Source organism: Pseudomonas siliginis (assembly GCF_019145195.1).
Classification (GTDB): Bacteria; Pseudomonadota; Gammaproteobacteria; order Pseudomonadales; family Pseudomonadaceae; genus Aquipseudomonas; species Aquipseudomonas siliginis.
Genome location: NZ_JAHSTW010000007.1, coordinates 271,709 through 290,478 on the forward strand (window position 1 = coordinate 271,709; position 18,770 = coordinate 290,478).

15 protein-coding genes, 1 pseudogene and 1 riboswitch are annotated in these 18,770 nt (G+C 61.3%); of the genes and pseudogenes, 6 read left to right on the forward strand and 10 right to left on the reverse strand.

Annotated features, from left to right (window positions below):
- Positions 1-49 precede the first annotated feature (49 nt).
- The 5 genes from KVG87_RS15935 to KVG87_RS15955 form a co-directional block, all read right to left on the reverse strand.
- Positions 50-2,785 (reverse strand): winged helix-turn-helix domain-containing protein, encoded by a 2,736-nt coding sequence (locus KVG87_RS15935; RefSeq protein ID WP_217851486.1) that lies wholly within the window; start codon positions 2,783-2,785, stop codon positions 50-52.
- Positions 2,786-2,960: 175 nt separating this feature from the next.
- A complete protein-coding gene (locus KVG87_RS15940; RefSeq protein ID WP_024014265.1) occupies positions 2,961-4,325 on the reverse strand; it encodes a DUF1329 domain-containing protein in 1,365 nt (454 codons plus the stop codon).
- A 27-nt stretch (positions 4,326-4,352) separates the two neighbouring features.
- The gene (locus KVG87_RS15945) at positions 4,353-6,242 is read right to left on the reverse strand and encodes a DUF1302 domain-containing protein (RefSeq protein WP_076564086.1); all 1,890 of its coding nucleotides are present in this window, start codon (positions 6,240-6,242) and stop codon (positions 4,353-4,355) included.
- Positions 6,243-6,579: 337 nt separating this feature from the next.
- Positions 6,580-8,262 (reverse strand): fatty acid--CoA ligase, encoded by a 1,683-nt coding sequence (locus KVG87_RS15950; RefSeq protein WP_217851488.1) that lies wholly within the window; start codon positions 8,260-8,262, stop codon positions 6,580-6,582.
- A gap of 266 nt (positions 8,263-8,528) precedes the next feature.
- Positions 8,529-9,158, reverse strand: coding sequence for a LysE family translocator (locus KVG87_RS15955; RefSeq protein ID WP_056790244.1), 630 nt, complete (start codon positions 9,156-9,158; stop codon positions 8,529-8,531).
- A gap of 286 nt (positions 9,159-9,444) precedes the next feature.
- On the opposite strand from KVG87_RS15955, the gene KVG87_RS15960 reads away from it, so the two are divergent.
- From KVG87_RS15960 to KVG87_RS15970, 3 genes are all read left to right on the forward strand, one after another.
- On the forward strand, positions 9,445-10,410 hold the full coding sequence (locus tag KVG87_RS15960) for a 2-hydroxyacid dehydrogenase (protein WP_217851490.1): 966 nt from the start codon (positions 9,445-9,447) through the stop codon (positions 10,408-10,410).
- A gap of 32 nt (positions 10,411-10,442) precedes the next feature.
- Complete coding sequence (locus KVG87_RS15965) at positions 10,443-11,441, forward strand: methyltransferase (protein ID WP_217851492.1); 999 nt, start codon at positions 10,443-10,445, stop codon at positions 11,439-11,441.
- Positions 11,442-11,480: 39 nt separating this feature from the next.
- Positions 11,481-11,605, forward strand: a riboswitch (yybP-ykoY riboswitch).
- A gap of 88 nt (positions 11,606-11,693) precedes the next feature.
- Entirely contained in the window at positions 11,694-12,290 is a 597-nt protein-coding gene (locus KVG87_RS15970; protein WP_217851494.1) for a TMEM165/GDT1 family protein, read from the forward strand.
- 144 nt (positions 12,291-12,434) lie between these two features.
- Here the strand turns inward: KVG87_RS15970 and KVG87_RS15975 are convergent, their stop codons facing one another.
- Positions 12,435-13,253, reverse strand: coding sequence for a M48 family metallopeptidase (locus KVG87_RS15975; RefSeq protein WP_217851495.1), 819 nt, complete (start codon positions 13,251-13,253; stop codon positions 12,435-12,437).
- Between the two features lie 1,340 nt (positions 13,254-14,593).
- Here KVG87_RS15975 and KVG87_RS26245 point away from each other — a divergent pair.
- Together KVG87_RS26245 and KVG87_RS26250 are read left to right on the forward strand one after the other, a co-directional pair.
- Positions 14,594-14,791 (forward strand): annotated as a pseudogene (locus KVG87_RS26245) (HAMP domain-containing protein); the annotation flags it as partial.
- Between the two features lie 111 nt (positions 14,792-14,902).
- Positions 14,903-15,646, forward strand: a complete 744-nt coding sequence (locus KVG87_RS26250; RefSeq protein ID WP_371915155.1) for a methyl-accepting chemotaxis protein — start codon at positions 14,903-14,905, stop codon at positions 15,644-15,646.
- 99 nt (positions 15,647-15,745) lie between these two features.
- Here the strand turns inward: KVG87_RS26250 and KVG87_RS15985 are convergent, their stop codons facing one another.
- Genes KVG87_RS15985 through KVG87_RS15995 form a run of 3 tightly spaced genes read right to left on the reverse strand, consistent with a single transcriptional unit; the run spans position 15,746 to position 16,857 of the window.
- Positions 15,746-16,369: an SOS response-associated peptidase gene (locus KVG87_RS15985; RefSeq protein ID WP_039761324.1), complete on the reverse strand. Its 624-nt coding sequence runs from the start codon at positions 16,367-16,369 to the stop codon at positions 15,746-15,748.
- A 35-nt stretch (positions 16,370-16,404) separates the two neighbouring features.
- On the reverse strand, positions 16,405-16,665 hold the full coding sequence (locus KVG87_RS15990) for a putative signal transducing protein (protein ID WP_016773239.1): 261 nt from the start codon (positions 16,663-16,665) through the stop codon (positions 16,405-16,407).
- Between the two features lie 9 nt (positions 16,666-16,674).
- Positions 16,675-16,857 carry a CPXCG motif-containing cysteine-rich protein gene (locus KVG87_RS15995; RefSeq protein ID WP_024014273.1) on the reverse strand — a complete coding sequence of 61 codons (183 nt, stop codon included), beginning with the start codon at positions 16,855-16,857 and terminating at the stop codon, positions 16,675-16,677.
- A gap of 138 nt (positions 16,858-16,995) precedes the next feature.
- Here KVG87_RS15995 and KVG87_RS16000 point away from each other — a divergent pair, with 138 nt between their 5' ends.
- Positions 16,996-18,162, forward strand: a complete 1,167-nt coding sequence (locus tag KVG87_RS16000) for a 1-acyl-sn-glycerol-3-phosphate acyltransferase (protein WP_041479984.1) — start codon at positions 16,996-16,998, stop codon at positions 18,160-18,162.
- A 130-nt stretch (positions 18,163-18,292) separates the two neighbouring features.
- Here KVG87_RS16000 and KVG87_RS16005 read toward each other — a convergent pair whose 3' ends face one another.
- Positions 18,293-18,571 (reverse strand): hypothetical protein, encoded by a 279-nt coding sequence (locus KVG87_RS16005; RefSeq protein ID WP_016770663.1) that lies wholly within the window; start codon positions 18,569-18,571, stop codon positions 18,293-18,295.
- Positions 18,572-18,770: the final 199 nt, after the last annotated feature.

Genomic DNA, 18,770 nt, shown 5'->3' on the forward strand with positions numbered 1-18,770 from the left:
GGACAGGGTCAACGCCGTTGGCAACGGCCGATGGCGAATTTTACCGTCGCTAGAGCAATAACCCCAATGCCTTCGCCCGCGCCACGGCCTGCGTACGCCGCTCAACCCCGAGCTTGCTGTTGATATGGCTGGCGTGGGTTTTCACGGTGTGCAGGGAAATGAACAACTGCTCGCTGATCTCCTGATTGGAACAGCCTTGAGCGATCAGGCGCAGCACGGCCAATTCCCGGCTGCTGAGTTGTTCGGTAGCGGAGCTTTCCACGGTCGGGCGTGGCGCGGCCGTTGGAAAATGCGTGAGCAATTGCTGGCCGACCGCGTTGCAAGTGAGCGCCTGCAATTGCCCGCGCAACCAGTCGGCATGACTTTTCAGCAGCGCATCAAAGGGTTGGTAGACGCCGCCGGCCGCCGCTTCCAGGGCGTGACTCAACACTTTGCGCGCCTCGGGCTCGCGTCCACTCGACAGCAACAGCGCCACCTTCTGCGTCAACGCCATCACACTGAGCAACTGCCGCCCGGTCCGCTGGCCGTTTTCATGCAACACGCTCAAGCGCCCTTCGGCAAGCATCGGTTGCCCCTGAATCACATCGAGCAGCGCCTGTTGCAGCTCCACATGCAACGGCAGTTGCGGATGGAATTCCGGTGGTGCCGCAGCGTGTTCGCCAGTGTAGGTCTGGCCCAGGCGTGCAAGCCACGCCTCGGCAAGATCAATGCGGCCCTGAGCCAGCCACAGTTCGCATTTGACCAGGGTGATCATCGCCAGATAGTAGATCGGCGGTACGTCCCAGATGTGCATCAGGCGTTCGGCTTCGGCGAGTTCGGCGAAGGCCTTGGCGAATTCGCCGCTGGCGCCGTCCAGGCGAGCGATCACGCAGTGGCCGATCAGCACGCTGATGTCGCGACAGGCCCGCGCTTCGCCAATGCCGGCCAGCAGGCGTACGCGTGCGGCTTGCGGCTGCAAACGCATCGCCAGCAGGAAACCTTCGTACAACGTCAGCCGCGCGCGCACGGCGTACAGGCGTTGCGGCGACAGACCGCGCAGCCGCTCCAGGCCCTGATGCACTTCATCCAGCGCGCGCAGAATCTCGCCCCGCGATTGCAGAACCCGCGCCCTGTCGTAATGCGCCAGTGCTTCGAATAATGGATTGCCGACCCGTTGCGCCAGCTCGAGGGATTCACGGTTCAGCCCACGGGCGCGCCACAGATCACCGTCGGCGATCGCCAGATTGGACAAGGTCGACAGGCACATCAGCCGCTGGCCATAACGTTTGGCCGGCAGGCTCTCCAGCGCTTCACTGCAATAGCGCAGGGTCAAATCGCGATGGCCGCGCCCGCGAGCGATGATCCCGCTAAGCGCCAGCCATTGCGCCAGCATGGATTTTTGCGCGGTGGCCGAAGGCGCCGGCAGGAAACGGCTCAAATGGCTGGCCAGCTCCTCAGCGGCGTCGAGCTGACAGGCCAGCCCCAGCGCCCAGCTGTAGAGCACAATCAGCCGTGGCGTGCTGATCAGCAGGCTGTCGGGCAAGTCCATTTTCCAGCGCAGCAGCATGCCGACGTTCTGCTCGGCGAGCAGCTGTTCTTCGGACAGGTTCTGTACCAGATTCGCCGCGACGTCGAGATGCCCGGCACGCAACGCCTGCTCCACCGCTTCGTCGAGCAGGCCCTGCGCATTGAACCAGCGGCAGGCGCGCAAATGCAGGGTGGCGTTGGGCACCATCGCTTGGGCGATTGGCCGGCTGCGCAACAAGTCAGAAAACAAATGGTGATAGCGATACCAGTGACCGTGCTCGTCCAGCGGCACCAGAAACACTTGGTGGGCGAGGAGAAAGCGCAGGATCTCGGCGCTGTCGTGGGCTTCGCGGACCGCATCGCACAGCTCGCTGCAAAAGCGTTCCTGCGGAGCGGTTTCGTAGAGAAACGATTGCACTTCGGCTGGCAGGCAATCGATGACTTCTTCGAGCAGATAATCGCGTATCAGCCCTTCGCCGCCGTTCAGTGCCTGCGGCAGCGCGGCATCGTTGCCCGCCTCGGCCACCGCCAGCAGCCAGAAACGCAGGCCGGCGACCCAGCCTTCGCTGCGCTGGATCAGGCTCTCCAGCGCTTCGCCGCGCAGTGAGCTGCTGTGACGATCGAGCAGAGTCAGGGCTTCGTCGTGGGTCAGGCGCAAATCCTGTTCATGCAGTTCGAGCAACTGCCGCGACAGGCGCAGACGTGCCAGATGCCAGTCCGGGCGCTGGCGGCTGGTGACCATCACCAGCAAGCCATCGGGCAGATGATTGAGGAAGAATTGCAGGCAACGATCCAGCACCGGACCTTGGGCGAGGTGGTAGTCGTCGAGGACCAGCAGCAACGGCGCGGCAGGATCGAGATGCAGCGCCAGCTCATCGAGCAGACCGTCGAGCCACTCTTCGAACGCAAACGGCTGATGACGCTGACGCATTTTCAACAGACCGAGAGCGCCAGCGCCCAAGGCCGGAAAATAGTCCTGCAGACCTTCGAGCAAGCGCTCAAGAAAACGTCCGGGATCGCTGTCACGCGGACTCAAGCCCAGCCAGAGACTTTGCCAATGCGCCGGCAGGCTCTGACAGAACTCCACCGCCAGCGAGCTCTTGCCGAACCCGGCCGGGGCGCTGACCAGCAGCAACCGACCTCCGAGCCCGGCCTGTAGACGCTGGCAAAGGCGCGGCCGCAAGACATAGCCGTCGGGCAGCGGTGGGCGGAAAAAACGCCCGTCCAGTGCTGCGACGGTGATGCTTGCGGGACCCGGAAGTGGGGACAGATCAGTCATGGCCGGCTCTTGTTCGAAGGCGATTGGCGGCGTTGCAGATGTCCGCAGCCTAGCCTTAAACGAAGAGGTAATGAAGGTCGCTGCTACAAATGGCTACAAAAAGGCTACAGACACAAAAACGCCCCGAACCGGTCGGGGCGTTTTCACGAGGATGCGGCCTCGGGTTTACGCAGGTTTAGCGAACACCATCCTGACGCAGAGCGGCCGGGGTGAAGTCGCTGGTGGTGGCGGTGAAGCCGAAGTCATACGCCTGCTTCTCTTCGTTCTTCATGCCCAGTGCCAGATAGCGGCCGGACTGCAGGTCGTAGAGGGTTTCGAGGGCGTACCACGGCACTTGCTTGTCGTAGTAGTTCTCGGCATGCGCCTCGGCTACACGCCACAGTTGGCCGCGACCGTCGTAGTGGTCGATGACCGCTGCCTGCCAGGTGTCCTCGTCGATGTAGAAGTCACGTTTGGCATAGATGTGGCGCTGGCCTTCCTTCAGGGTCGCGACGACGTGCCAGACGCGGCGCAGCTCGTAGCGTGCCAGGTCCTGGTTGATGTGACCGGCCTTGATGATGTCCGAGTACTTCAGTTTCGGATCGTCGAGCTTGTAGCTGTCGGAGGCGATGTACATCTCTTTCTTGCCTTCGAGCTTCCAGTCGTAACGATCCGGCGCACCGTTGTACATGTCGAGGTTGTCCGAGGTACGCAGGCCGTCGGCGGCAGTACCCGGGCCGTCATACGACACTTGTGGTGCACGGCGCACACGACGCTGACCGGCGTTGTAGACCCACGCCGAACGCGGTTCCTTGACCTGATCGAGAGTCTCGTGCACCAGCAGTACGCCACCGGCCAGACGCGCCGGCGCGGTCACTTTCTGCTTGAAGTAGAACAGGATGTTGCCCGGGTTCGCCGGATCGTAGTCCTTCATCTTGTCGCGGAACACGAACTGATCCTGGAAGTACACCAGGCTGTACGAGCCGTTCGGTTGCGGCGTGGCCTGGGTCACCAGACGGGTCACGCTGCCGCCGCGATAGCGGGTGATGTGGTTCCAGATCACTTCCACGCCGGTTTTCGGGATCGGGAACGGCACGGCGGTATCGAAGTTTTCCAGACCGTTGCCGCCGGACACCAGGTTGGTGCTGGTGGCGTTCTTCTTGATCGCGGCGAACACGTCATCCGGCACGGTGGCGCCACGATGGGACGGATAGACCGGCATCTTGAAGGTTTCCGGGTAGCGCTTGAACATCGCGTACTGGCCCGGCGCAAGCTTGTCCTTGTACTTGTCGACATCCTTGGCAGTGATGGTGAACAGCGGCTGCTCACTGGCGTAAGGGTTGGACAGGAAGCCTTTGCTGTCGACGCTGCCGGCATTCTTTGGCAGTGGTTTCCAGGCCGGGATCGAACCGTCGGCATTACCGGCCATTTCCGCGCCCATTGGCGTCAGGCTCTTGCCCAGTTTATCCGCTTCGGCAGCAGGCACCGCCGCCATGACGCTGGTCGCCAGCAGCGACAGGCCCAGAACACCGGCGTGGAACAGACTCTTTGTTATTTTCATAAATTCGTTCGTCCTGAAATGCAGTGCTTAGAAGTTCACGCCGAAGCTGAGCGCCACGAAGTCGCGGTCATCCACGGTGGTGTACTTGCCGTCGAAGAAATTGGTGTAAGCCAGGCTCGCGGTGTAGGTGTTCTGGTATTCGGCGTCGACGCCCAGGCTGACCGCTTTGCGACCTTCCTCGAAGTTGCCGCCAGGGCCTGGCGAGTAACCGCTGACGTCGTGGGACCAGGCCACGTTCGGCTTCAGGTTCACGCCGGCGAAGACGTCGTTGTATTCCCAGATCGCCCGACCACGGTAGCCCCAGGACATCGAGGTGGTGAAGCCGTCGTTTTCGCAATTGCGGCTGCGGTTGTTCTGCGGCGAACCCGGGCCTGCGCCGTTGATGGTGCTGTTGTTGAGGATGTTGGCGCAGGTATCGATACCGCCAGTGGCCGGCAACTCACCCGGACCGTAGACCGGGTCACGGCCATAGCGCTTGTCGGAACGGCTTTCCAGGCCACCGACGTAGGTCGCGCCGACTTCACCGACGAGGGTCAGACGGCTGGCGCCCATGACCTGATCGAAGAAGTGCGTGAAGGTCGTTTGCAGTTGGGTGATTTCCTTGCGCTCGTAACCGTGCAGATCCTGACCCGGCACGCCAGTGAGCAGCGAAGCGTTGGTCAGCGCGCCGCCCAGCGGACGCACACCGGCAAACAGGATGTCGGTGGAGTTCAGTTGCACAGGCGCGTTCGGACGGTAGCTGATCTCACCGCTCCACGCCGTACCGGTAGGCAGGGTGGTGGAGAAGCTCAGACCGTAGAGACGAATGTCTTCCGGGTATTCGATGAAGTAATTCGAATTGCCCGCGACCAGCAGCGGTGCGAGCGCGGCAAACGGCCCCGGCAGCGCGGCGGCAGTGTTGTAGACCGACTGCGGTGCGCCGGTTGCACTGAAGATCGGCGCACGGCTGTGGTAGTTCATGAAATAGGCGCCGAACTCGGTGTCGAGTGGCTCGAACATGTATTTGAGGGACGCGCCCCACTGACCGCTGTCGCGCGCGTCACGGTCCGGCCCACGGCGCACCAGCACGCCTTCTTGGTCGACGTTCACACCGTTGGCGGCCAATGGCCCCAAAGCGATCGCCGGAATCTGCGAACGCTTGTTCAGTACGCGCAAATTGTTGTCGCAACCGTCGGCAACGATGTCCGGCTGGGAGAAGAAGGTGCCGCAGTTGTCGACGACGGTCTGGTCCCATTCCAGCTGGTAGAACGCTTCGGCCGAGAGGTTATCGGTGAGGCTCTGCGACACGTAGAACATGTTGACCGGAATCAGGCCTTCCTTGATCTCGGCGCCCGGACGACGGAACGCGGAGACGTCGATCGGGTTGATCGAGTTGATGCCGCCGCCGATGAAGGTACTTTCACCCCAGCTCACTACCTGCTTGCCCAGACGCACGGAGCCCGGCTGATCGGCAATCGCGTAGTTGTGGTAGACGAAGGCGTCGAGGATCTGCCCGCCGGAGGACTTGGCGCCCTCTTTGCGGTTGCTGTCGCTGATGTCCTTGAACTCGCGGCTCTCGTCCTTCAGTTCGAAGTCGTACCAGTATTTGCCACGGACGAACACGCCGGTGTCGCCGTATTTCAATTCAAGGTCATGGATGCCCTTGAAGATCTTCGAGAAGGTTTCGCCGCTCTTGAAGTTGGCGTGACCGTCATCGGAAGTCTGCGACAGGCCGCGGCCGCCGTTGTTGACGCCGATGAGGTTCTTGTTCGGGCTCTGAGTAGACCAACTGGCACCGATCGACAGGGACGAGTCGAACTGGCCTTCGATTTCACCGACGTTGAAACTGACGCCGAATGCAGGCCCGGCGAGCGAGGAGGCAAGACTGACCGCCAGAGGCAGTTTCGCCCGGCGCCAGAACTGGTTAACTGAGGTCATCGACGCTACTCCATGTGCATTATTGTTATGGCAGTGAGTACTTTTAAAAACGCTGTGGAGGACCGGGCGCCAGGGCTGCCCGAAATCGTTCCAGAGTTGCTCGCCCCGTTCAGTGCGTGTGCTCCGTTTTCAAAAAGTCCTTGAGCGGACTATAGCCAGCGGGTGGTAGTGCTTGATCCCTCTAAAGTGTGATTTGCAGCCGCCAACCACTCTGGAACAGTCCTTTCGCCAGTCCGACACAAGTCGGCACGGCAAGGATGGCTGATTTTTTCGATTTCACAAGCCAAGCGCTTGCTTGGTGGGTCTGGCGCGCCGGTTTCGGCGCGCCAGCAGGCACTCAAAGTGTCGAAAGGAAGGTGCTGTTGTTGGCTTGCCACTCGGTGATGTCGAGGCGAATGCGCTTCTTGTCGAGCTTGCCGACACTGGTCTTGGGAATTTCGGTAACAAGGGCGATCTGACTGGGGATCGCCCACTTGCTCAGGTGCCCCAGCTCGACGAACGGCTTGAGGTGTTCCTTCAGTTCCCGTGCGCCGATCACCTGCCCTTCGCGGACCACCAGCAAGGCAAACGGGCGCTCGCCCCACTGCGGATCGGCGATGCCCACCACTGCTACTTCGCGTACCGCCGCATGCCGGCTGATCAGGTCTTCGAGGTCGAGGGAGGAGATCCACTCGCCGCCGGTCTTGATCACGTCCTTGATGCGATCACGAATATCGATCACGCCCATGCTGTCGAGCGTGGCGACGTCGCCGGTGTGCAACCAGCCACCGGCCCAGAGCTCGGCCCCCTTCTGCGGTTCATTGAAATAGCCTTCGGTCAGCCACGGCGCGCGCAGCACCAGTTCGCCCTGGGTTTCACCGTCGGCCGGAAGGAAATTGCCGTCGCCGTCGACAATCGCCGCTTCGACCAACGGCCCCGGTACACCGGCCTTGATCCGGTAAGTGGTGCGCTCGTCTTCGCTGCCGGCCATCAGTTCGTCGTTGAGGTGCGCGCAAGACACCAGCGGCCCGGTTTCCGACATGCCGTACGCGGCTGTCAGCTGAATGCCACGGGCCTTGGCGTTTTCATAGAGGCTGCGATTGAGTGCGCTGCCGCCGATGACGATCTTCCAGCCGCCGAAGTCGGCACCCTGCGCGGCCTTGGCGTTGAGCAGCATCTGCAGGATGGTCGGCACGCAATGGGAAAAGGTGACCTTCTCCTTGCGCCACAACTCCACCAGATACTCCGGGTCGTAGCGCCCCGGATAAACCTGCTTGAGCCCGAGCATGGTCGCCACGTACGGCAAACCCCAGGCGTGGACGTGGAACATCGGCGTGATCGGCATGTACACATCGTTGGTGCCGAGCAGCCGTACGCTGTCGATCGAACCCATGATCGTCGCCACGCCGATGGTGTGCAGCACCAATTGCCGATGGGTGAAATACACGCCTTTCGGATTGCCCGTGGTGCCGGTGGTGTAGAACGTGGTGGCGACCGAGTTTTCGTCGAAGTCCTGAAAATCGTATTGCGCACTCGCGGCGGCCAGCAGTTGCTCATATTCGCCGACGAGGTTCGGCAGCTCTGCGGTTTTCTCCGGGAGATCGCTCAGCAGCAGGGTTTTCTCCACCGTGGTCAGCTGCGGCGCGATGGCCTGATACAGCCCGACGAACTCACTGTTGACCAGCACGAAGCGGTCCTCGGCGTGGTTCATGGTGTAGAGGATCTGTTCTGGCGACAGACGCACATTGATGGTGTGGATCACCGCGCCGATCATCGGAATGGCGAACATGCATTCCAGGTAACGGTGGCTGTCCCAGTCCATCACCGCCACGGTGTCACCGGCCTTCACGCCAGCAGCCGTCAGCACGTTGGCCAGCCGCGCAACCCGCTCGATCAGGGTCGGATAGCTGTAGCGCAACTGGTCGCGGTAGATGATTTCGCGGGTTTTCTCGTAACGGGCGCCGGACATCAGCAGCCGTTTGATCAGCAATGGATACTGGTAGGCCCCATCGGCCGGCGGAATGACCCGAGTCTGCAACATAAGAATCCCTTTTCTGACTGCACGGTGTTGGCGGAGAGATTCGTACTCTAGTGCGCCTGCATGACAGTCAAATCAGCCAAAGGAATGATTTGCAGAGCCGTACAAATGCTAGCTTTGCGCCAGCATTTCGGGCCGAAGTTGAAGAAAACACGACCGGTGGGAGCGAGCCTGCTCGCGAAGGCGTCGGTTCAGTCGACATTTTTGGTGACTGTACTGGCGCTTTCGCGAGCAGGCTCGCTCCCACAGGGATTGATGTGTTCCAGTTCTCAATGCATCTCGGTGAACGCGATTTTCACGCCGAGAGCAATCAGCACGGCACCCATAGTGCGGTCGAACCAGTGGCCCATGCGGGCGAAGCCGGCGCGCACGCGGTGTTGGCTGAACAGCATCGCCACCAGGCAGAACCAGATCGCCGTCGCCACCGCCAGGTAAACGCCGTAACCGGCCTGCACGGCCAGCGGCGTGTGCGGGTTGATCACCACGGTGAACAGCGAGAGGAAAAACAGCGTGGCTTTCGGGTTCAGGCCGTTGGTGACGAAGCCCGAGGTAAACGCGCCCCGCGCGGTGCGTACGCCGGTTTCCCGGTGCAAGTCATCGGTGACGGTTTTCGCCGGTTGCGCGCGCAAGGCCTTGAAGCCGATGTAAAGCAGATACGCGGCGGCGGCCCACTTCAGCGCGTTGAACAGCACGATCGACTGCGACACGATCAGACCGATGCCGAGCAACGAATAGCCGACATGCAGGAAAATCGCCGAGCCCACGCCCAGCGCGGTCCAGGTGCCGGCGCGACGCCCATGGGTCACGCTCTCGCGCACGACCACGGCAAAGTCCGGTCCAGGGCTGGCCACGGCGAGCAGATGGATCAGGGCAACGGTCAAGAACTCGGTCCAGTACATGGGGGCTCCTTTGGGGCAGCTTGGTCAATAAAAAATCTGAAAAGAACGCAGTCCTGTGGCGAGGGGATTCATCCCCGTTGGGTTGCGCAGCAGCCCCAAAAACTTCTGTCTGGCCCGCAGGCAATGATTTTGCGACTGCTGCGCAGCCGATCGGGGCGGTGCGACGTTTCGCTAAATCCCCTCGCCACAGGGTTATGTGTCCGCTGCGGGGTCAGCGTAACGATTTGTTTCATCTGGTAGGCTCGGCAGGGTACGCCCTCCGCTCACAGCACAAAAGGTACAGTTGATGACGAACACGCGCCGCGCGGTATTCCTTGATCACCCTTCGCTGGATCTCGGCGATCTGGACCTCGGTCCGTTGCGCGAATGCTTCAGCGACTTGCAGCTGTTCGCCCAGACTCTTCCGGAACAGGTCAGCGAACGCCTGCACGGCGCCAGTGTGGCGATCACCAACAAAGTCGTGATCGACGCGGCCGCGATGGCTGCCAACCCGCAACTGAAACTGATCCTGATCAGCGCCACCGGCACCAACAATGTCGACCTCACTGCCGCCCGCGCTCACGGCATCACCGTGTGCAATTGCCAGGCTTACGGCACGCCGTCGGTGGCGCAACACACGATCATGCTGTTGCTCAACCTCGCCACGCGCCTGGCCGACTATCAGCAAGCTGTGGGCGCAGGCCGCTGGCAACAGGCGAAACAGTTCTGCCTGCTCGACTACCCGATCGTCGAACTGCAAGGCAAAACCCTCGGCCTGCTCGGCCACGGCGAACTTGGTGGTGCCGTGGCGCGGTTGGCCGAAGCGTTCGGCATGCGTGTGTTGCTCGGGCAGATTCCCGGGCGCCCGGCTCGGCCGGATCGCTTGCCGCTGGAAGAACTGCTGCCGCAGATCGACGCGCTCACCCTGCACTGCCCGCTCAACGAGCACACCCGGCATTTCATCGGTGCCCGCGAACTGGCCTCGATGAGGCCCGGCGCATTTGTGGTCAATACCGCTCGTGGCGGCTTGATCGACGAGCAAGCGCTGGCCGACGCTTTACGTAGCGGCCACCTCGGCGGTGCGGCGACCGATGTGTTGAGTGTGGAGCCACCGACCCAGGGCAATCCGCTGCTCGCCGCCGATATCCCGCGCCTGATCGTCACCCCGCATAACGCTTGGGGCAGTCGCGAGGCGCGCCAGCGTATCGTCGGGCAACTGAGCGAAAACGCCCAGGCGTTCTTCAGCGGTGAGGCGCTGCGGGTCGTCAGTTGATAAACTGCGGCACTTTTTTTCAAGGAGCAGTTATGGATCCGCGCAGTGAAGTACTGCTTCGTCAGGCCGAGTTATTCCAGGGTTCGCTGCTGTTGGTCGGCCTGCCCGCCGACGATTTGCTCGGGCGTCTGCCGAATGCGTTCGGCTGGTGCTGGCACGCTGGCGATCAAGCCGCACTGGACGCGCGTTTCGAAGGCCGCAGCCAGTTCGGCGTGAACGTGCCCGAGCGTGAGTTCGACGGCGCTGTGGTGTTCCTGCCCAAATCCAAGGACCTCACCGATTACATTCTTAACGCCGTGGCGTCGCGTCTGGCCGGGCGTGAGGTGTTTCTGGTCGGGGAAAAACGCAGCGGCATCGAAGGCGCATCCAAGCAGCTCAATCCGTTCGGCAAGCCACGCAAACTCGACAGTGCCCGTCACTGCCAGCTCTGGCAAGTCACCGTGGCCAATGCGCCTGAAGCGAAACCGCTGGAAAGCCTGGCGCAGACCTACGAACTGCCGCTGGCCGAAGGGCCGTTGAAAGTCATCAGCCTGCCGGGCGTGTTCAGCCACGGTCGACTGGATCGCGGCAGCGCCCTGCTGCTGGAGCATCTGGACAAACTGCCGAGCGGCCATCTGCTCGACTTCGGTTGCGGCGCCGGCGTGCTCGGGGCTGCGGTGAAACGTCGCTATCCGCACAATCAGGTGACGTTGCTGGATGTCGACGCGTTCGCCGCCGCCAGCAGTCGTCTGACCCTGGCAGCCAATGGCCTGGAAGCCGAAGTGCTGACCGGCGACGGCATCGATGCCGCGCCGATGGGTTTGAGCGCGATTCTGAGCAATCCGCCGTTCCATGTCGGCGTGCACACCGATTATTTCGCTACGGAGAACCTGCTGCGAAAAGCGGCGAAACATCTGAAAAACGGTGGCGAACTGCGCCTTGTGGCGAACAGCTTTCTCAAGTATCAACCGCTGATCGAGGAGCACTTGGGCGTGTGTGCGATCAAGGCTGAAGGCAATGGTTTCCGGATTTACCGGGCCAAGCGCGGCTGAAAATTTGTTCTTGCCCAATCGGATTTGCCTAGGCAGAATCCGCTCCGTCCTAGGGGAGTAGTCTCCCACGAGCGCCAAGCTCGTCCGGCATACGTCAACATACTTGATCCTCAGATCATGGCGTATGCGACCCAAGCGTCCGCACCAGACGGATCGCAGGGTTTGACAAGACCTATGACACGCACACCTTACCCGGGGCGGGAAGGCTGTACGTGTCATAGCCGTGTCGACCCGCCCCTTAGGAAATCCCTGATGCTGGACTCGTTACTCGTTCCCACCGCAATCGTTGCCTTGGCCGAAATCGGCGACAAGACGCAACTGCTCGCGCTGATTCTCGCCGCTCGCTTTCGCAAACCCTGGCCGATCATTGCCGGGATTGTCGCCGCGACTTTGGCCAACCACGCAGCAGCCGGTGCGGTAGGCGCCTGGGTCGGCAGTTTCTTCTCCGACGCCGTCCTGCACTGGATCCTCGCCGCCAGCTTCGCCGCCACGGCACTGTGGACGCTGGTCCCGGACAAAATGGATGACGACGAAGCCAGCACGGCGCGCAAGTTCGGGCCGTTCCTGACCACACTGATCGCGTTCTTCCTCGCGGAAATCGGCGACAAAACGCAGATCGCCACGGTGATGCTCGCTGCGCAATATCCGGAACTGTGGCTGGTGATTATCGGCACCACCGTGGGCATGCTGATTGCCAACGTGCCGGTGGTCCTGGCGGGTAACTTTGCCGCAGAGAAACTGCCGCTGACCTTGATCCGCCGCCTCGCGGCTTCGGCGTTCATGATTCTGGCGATTGTTGCGGTTTATAAAGCGATGCAGAGCAGCGGCTGGGTTTACCCCGTCTACTGAACTACCCAAAACCTGTGGTGAGGGGATTTGAAGGATCGTTCCCACGCTCTGCGTGGGAATGCCTCAAGGGACGCTCCGCGTTCCAATGGGACGCAGAGCGTCCCGGGCTGCATTCCCACGCAGAGCGTGGGAACGATCATTGGCTCAGGACTTCGGCGCTTTTTCGTACAGCGGCATCACCTTCGGAATCGCTGCCTGCAACGCAGCAATGCGGCTGCTGGATGCCGGGTGAGTGCTCATGAATTCCGGTGGCGCGCCTTCGGAAGCCTTGTTCATCTTGTCCCACAGGGTGATCGCCGCGTTCGGGTTGTAGCCGGCGCGGGCGGCCAGTTCCAGGCCGATCAGGTCGGCTTCGTTTTCGTTGGCGCGACTGTTGGGCAAGGTCATGCCGTAGTTGGCCACGGTGTCGGCCAGCGCCAAGCTGTCCTGGCCCAGACCGAACAAAGCGCCGGCGCCCTGCTTGGCCATTTCCATGCCATAGGCTTTGGACATCGCCTCACGACCGTGCTCGCGCAGGGCGTGGGCGATTTCATGGCCCATGACCGCAGCGATTTCATCGTCGGTGAGTTTCAGGCTGTCGATCAGCCCGGTGTAGAAGATGATCTTGCCGCCGGGACCGCAGTTGGCGTTGAGCTCATCGCTCTTGATCAGATTGACTTCCCATTGCCACTGCGCCGCGTCCGGGCGGAAGGTCGGCGCCTGGGCGATCAAGCGGTTGGCGATGGTCTGCACGCGTTTGGCTTCCGGGCTGGTCTTGTCCAGCACACCTTTGCTCGACGCCTCGCCGACGGTCTTCTGATAAGACTGCGCGTACATCTGGTCGACCTCTTGCGAGGACAGCATGCTGAACATGTACTGCTTGCGCTCTACGCCGACGGCACCGCCGCTGGTGGTGTTGACCGACTGACAACCGGCCAGCAACAGCGCTGCGCTCAAAGCACTTACCACTAATGTCTTGTTCATTCAAAAGCTCCCTGAAAACCTGAGGCGTATCCTAGGCGGCTAATTGTATCGGCGCCAGATACAACGGACGCATTGCGCGTACATCCACCTAAGGCCGCAAGTCTGGCTGGAAATTCCTCAACGCGCATTGAATCCGCCGTGCACCGATCCATCAGCGACATCGCTGGCCGATTCCGACCAACGTCTCTCATGGCCCTGCACACCCCGCCGATAAATCCCTCGCAGATTGTCCTCTTGCGTGCGGAGCTCCCATGAAGTTCAAGTCGATCCAGTTTTCCGTCGCCGCTCTGGCCGGCGCCATCGTTCTCAGCGTGGTCGCGGCGCTGGTGCTGTACGCGCTGTTCTCCGGCGCTCGCACGCAAGAAATGGTGCAACAGCGCACCCAGGCGCAGTTCGAGCAAGTCATCGAACAGCGCCTGACCTCGCTGGCGCAGACCCAGGTCAGCCAGATCCAGCGCGAACTTGAAGCGCCGCTGCTGATTGCTGGCGGCCTGGTGCGCGTCAACGCCCTGCTCGGTACAAACGGCACCGATGGCCAGCCGCGCCTGAGCGTCAGCCGCGAACAACTGATCAGCCTGATCAAGGAAAACGTCGAAAAGAACCCGAAGATTCTCGGCACCTACATCGGCTGGGAAAAAAACGCACTGGACCACAATGACGCGGCCTACATCGGCAGCGCCGTGGTCGGTATCGATCCAGCCAATGGACGTTTCCTGCCGTGGTGGTTCCGCAATACCGACGGCAGTCTGGGCGTAGACAAACTGGCCGATGTCGACGATCAGAAAACCTTGTCCACCGGGGTGCGCGCCAGCGAGTACTACCTGTGCTCGAAAGAGACGAAGAAAGCCTGCGTGATCGACCCGGCACCGTACAAGGTCGGCGACAAGATCGTCATGCTTGCCTCGTTCATTGAACCGATCATGGTCAACGGCGCGTTTCAGGGCATCGTCGGCGCCGACCTCTCGGTGAACTTCATTCAGGACATGCTCCTCGCCGCCAATCAGAAGCTTTACAGCGGCGCCGGTGAAATGGCGCTGGTCGGCGGCAACGGGCGGATCGTTGCCTACACCAAGGACTCGAGCAAATTTGGTGAAAAAGTCAGCGACATCCTCGACGCCGAACAAACCAGCAATCTGGCCAGTCTCAAGCGCGACCAGGTCACCTACTCGATGAATCAGGCCAAGGGCCGCATCGAACTGTACCTGCCGTTCGGCATCGGCCAGACCGACGCACGCTGGACACTGATGCTGCAATTGCCGCTCAACGCCGTCATGGCCGATCTGCAAAACCTGCAAGCCGACCTTGATGCCCAGCGCAAATCCGACACCTTCGGCATGGCCATGGTCGGTCTGATCATCGCTGGCATCGGCCTGCTGGTGATCTGGCTGGTGGGTCACGGCATCGCGCGGCCACTCAAGCAAATGGTCGCCATGCTCGATGACATCGCTCAGGGCGAAGGCGATCTGACCCGGCGTTTGAGCAGTGACCGCAGCGACGAATTGGGCTCGATTGCCAAGGGCTTCAACACTTTCCTCGGCAAGTTGCAGGCGATGATCACCCAAGTGGTGACCTCGGTGCAGAGCGTCAGCGATTCCTCGGAACACACCGCCGACATCGCCATCCGCACCAACATCGGCGTGCAGAAACAAATGGCCGAAATCGATCAAGTGGCGACAGCGGTGCAGGAAATGACCGCCACCGCCCAGGACGTGGCGCGCAACGCCACCCAGGCCGCACAGGCGGCAAGCCACGCCGATCAGGCCGCAAGCCAAGGCATGCAGATCGTCCGCGACACCTCGAATTCGATTGGCGTACTGGCGGTGGAAATCGGCAAGGCTGTCGAGGTAGTGCAGACGCTGGCCAAAGACAGCGAAAACATCAATGCCATCCTCACTGCCATTCGCGGCATCGCTGAACAGACCAACCTGCTGGCACTGAACGCGGCGATCGAAGCCGCGCGAGCCGGCGAGCAGGGTCGCGGTTTTGCCGTGGTCGCCGACGAGGTGCGCAATCTGGCGCAGAAAACCCAGAAGGCCACTGAAGAAATCCAGAGCATGATCCAGCAGTTGCAACAGGGCACGCGCGATGTGGTGCGCGTGATGGAAGACAGCCAGAACCGCACCGACGAAAGCGTGCAGCACGCGGCGAAAGCGGCCGAAGCGCTGGAGACGATCACCCAGGCCGTGTCGGTGATCAACGACATGAACACGCAGATTGCCAGTGCAGCCGAAGAGCAAAGTGCAGTGGCCGACGACATCAACCGCAATGTGATCAATATCGGTCAGGTGGCGAATGAAGTGGCGGGCGGTGCAGATGAATCGAGTTCGGCGAGCGCCGGGTTGACCAAACTGGCCGAGCAGCAGCGGCGGTTGATCAATCAGTTCAAGGTTTGATCTTTAGATCCTCATCGCGAGCAGGCTCGCTCTCACAGTTGGATTGCATTCCCCTGTGGGAGCGAGCCTGCTCGCGAATATGCCGGCACAGATCACTCATCAAGCCGGGGTCAGGCACTCCGGCCCGTTCAACTTCGGATCATTTACCAGATTCGCCAGCACCCGCTCGCGCAGCGCCGCCGGTTCACTGGCGAGCAAACCCTGCAACACATGCAGCGGCGTTTCAGGATCAAGCCAGGCAGCCTGCCCCGCTTCATCAAGAATCAACGGCCGCCGCTGACTCGCCGCCGATTGAGTGATCACCGCCGTGCTCAGCCAGACCTGTTCCTGCACCGGATACGCTTCCCAGATCGCGGCGAAAAACAACGACGAGCCCTCCCCCGGCGTCAACCAGTACGGTCGCTTGCGCTGGGTGCCGCGCCATTCGTAGAAACCATTGGCCGGCAGCAGGCAACGCCGCAGACGCAGCGCCTCACGAAACATCGGCTGCTCGGCCACGGTTTCGGCGCGAGCATGGGCCGGGGTCTTCGACAGATCGGTCAGCCACGGCGGTGTCAGGCCCCAGCGCGCACGGGCCAACGTGCGCTGGCCGTCTTCGTCGGCACGCAGCATCAACACCGAATCATTGGGGGAAATGTTCCACTGCGCCTGTTGATCGGCGGGAAAACCTGGCAGGGCCGCGAAGTCGCGGTTCCAGCGAAACAGGGCATAACGTCCACACATGGGGCAACACGACTCTGAATAAAACGAAGGCCAGCCTAACAGACCAGCGTGCCGGGAAAGCTTTCCGGTTCGTCGCCAGGCAACGGCAGCGCGGCATTGTACGCGGTGATCAGCTCGCGGGCGTATTCGGCCTGATCGTTATCCACCGACAGCCAGAGCAGGCCGAAGATCGGCAATTCACCCGCACCGCCCACCAGATCACGGCCAATCAAATGCGCCTCGATCCCCTCAGTGGCGAGCATGCCCTTGAGCATTTCGCCCTCCATCAGGTTCGCCGGTTCGTAGATGCGCTGCATACGCGGCCCTCACTCGTTTTCGCTGAAGACTTCCAGATGCCACTCTTCTTCATGCACCTGCAGGACGAACGTGATCGGACGACAGCACACCTGGCAGTCTTCGATATACGTTTGATCCCCACCGGACAAATCCAGAGTGGTCTCGACTTCCTCACCGCAATACGGACATTCATACAGTGCATTTTCCAGCATCGCGGTCTCCCCAGTGACTTGTGCGTATAATCGCCGGTCTATTTGCAGGGCTATTTTTGTCTGACTACTTTTCAGACCGTGCCCCGCGGGTTTTCGATCAAACCCTTTACTTACCCTAGCCGTTTCCAACAAGAGAGCATGATGGGCGAATTCGATGCCATCCGACCTTACGACGACAGCGAAGTACCTGCGGTACTGGCAAGGCTGCTCGGCGACAAGGCGTTTCTAGATATCCTCACCCACTTCCGCTTCCCGCGTTTTGCCGGTGCCTTCGGCTGGATGCTCAAACCTCTTATAGCCCATCGGCTGCGTCGTGAGTTTGCCGACGTGAATTCCGTGGCTACCTTACAGGACAAAGTCGAGTTCTACGTCGACCACACCATCGAGCGCGCCACCGACGGCGTGACGTATACCGGTGTCGAGCAGTTCAAGTCCGGCAGCGCCTACCTGTTCATCGCCAACCACCGCGATATCGTCATGGACCCGGCCTTCGTCAACTACGCCGTGTACCACGCCGGCCTGCCGACGCCGCGCATCGCGATTGGCGACAACCTGCTGCAAAAGCCGTTTGTCAGCGACCTGATGCGCTTGAACAAGAGCTTCATCGTCCACCGTTCGATCACCGGCCGTCGCGAGAAAATGGCTGCGTATCAACTGCTTTCGGCGTACATCAACCACTCGATCCGCAACGATTGCGCCTCGATCTGGATTGCTCAGGCTGAAGGTCGGGCGAAGGACGGCGACGACCGTACCGAGTCGGCGATCCTCAAGATGTTCCACATGAGCCGCAAGGACGAGCCGTTCGGCGAAGTGATCCGCTCGCTCAACGTGACGCCGGTGTCGATCAGCTATGAGTACGACCCGTGTGACCAGGCCAAGGCCCGCGAACTCTACATCCGCGCCACCACCGGCACCTACGCCAAGGCGCCGGGCGAGGATGACGTGAGCATCGCCAAGGGCATCACCGGCTACAAGGGCCGGGTCCACGTGAACTTTGCCGCGCCGATCACCGAAGTGTTCGAGGACACCAAGCAATTGGCGATCGAGATGGACAAGCAGATTCTCGGCGGCTACCGGTTGTTCCCGGTGCATTATCTGGCGTACGCGCAGTGGGCGGATGCCGATCCGCAACTGAATGTGCCGACGGCGGCCGAGGTGTTCCCGGCTGACGAACTGGCCAAGGCGCAGGATGAGTGGCAAAGCCGACTGGATGCCTGCCCCGCTGAGCATCGGCCGTACCTGGTGCTGCAATATGCGACGCCGGTGCGTAATCAATACCGGGTCAAGGCTGGGTTGCCGCTATAGGTAACAACTGTGGCGAGGGGATTTATCCCCGCTGGACTGCGTAGCAGGCCCTGTTTTTCTCAGGTAAAAACTTGGGAGCGCTGCGCACTCCAACGGGGATAAATCCCCTCACCACAGGTTTGCTATTGCTTCAGAAGCGCGTGCTGATCCAGGAGACGATCAAAGCAAGCCCCAGGCAAGCAAAACCAAAACGATAGAAAAACCGGTTCATGCGCAACGTCGCCCAATCGAGCATCGGCTCGGCATTGGGCTGCGCCTGGCGCTGGGCGGCGAGACTGGCCTGGGCGCGTTGCTCACGGCGGCGGGTCGCGTGCAGCAGCCAGCTGCCCGGAAAGGCCAGCAGCAAGGCCAGCAGGTTGATCAACTTGGCGGGATGGGCGGTAAACAGCGTCATCAAGTGCAGCGACATCAAGTGCAGCGACATCACAGACCTCGAACTTAACCGGTGTGGCAGACGCCAGACCGACGACCGCGGCGCGGATTCTACCCAAACCCTGACGCCCTGCCCCAGCCTTTGCGACAAATAACCTGACAATCGACCGATGGCTGTCCTGTGTCATGGCATCGTCATCTGGATGCTTCACCCTGCGCGCCTCGAAACCCGAATG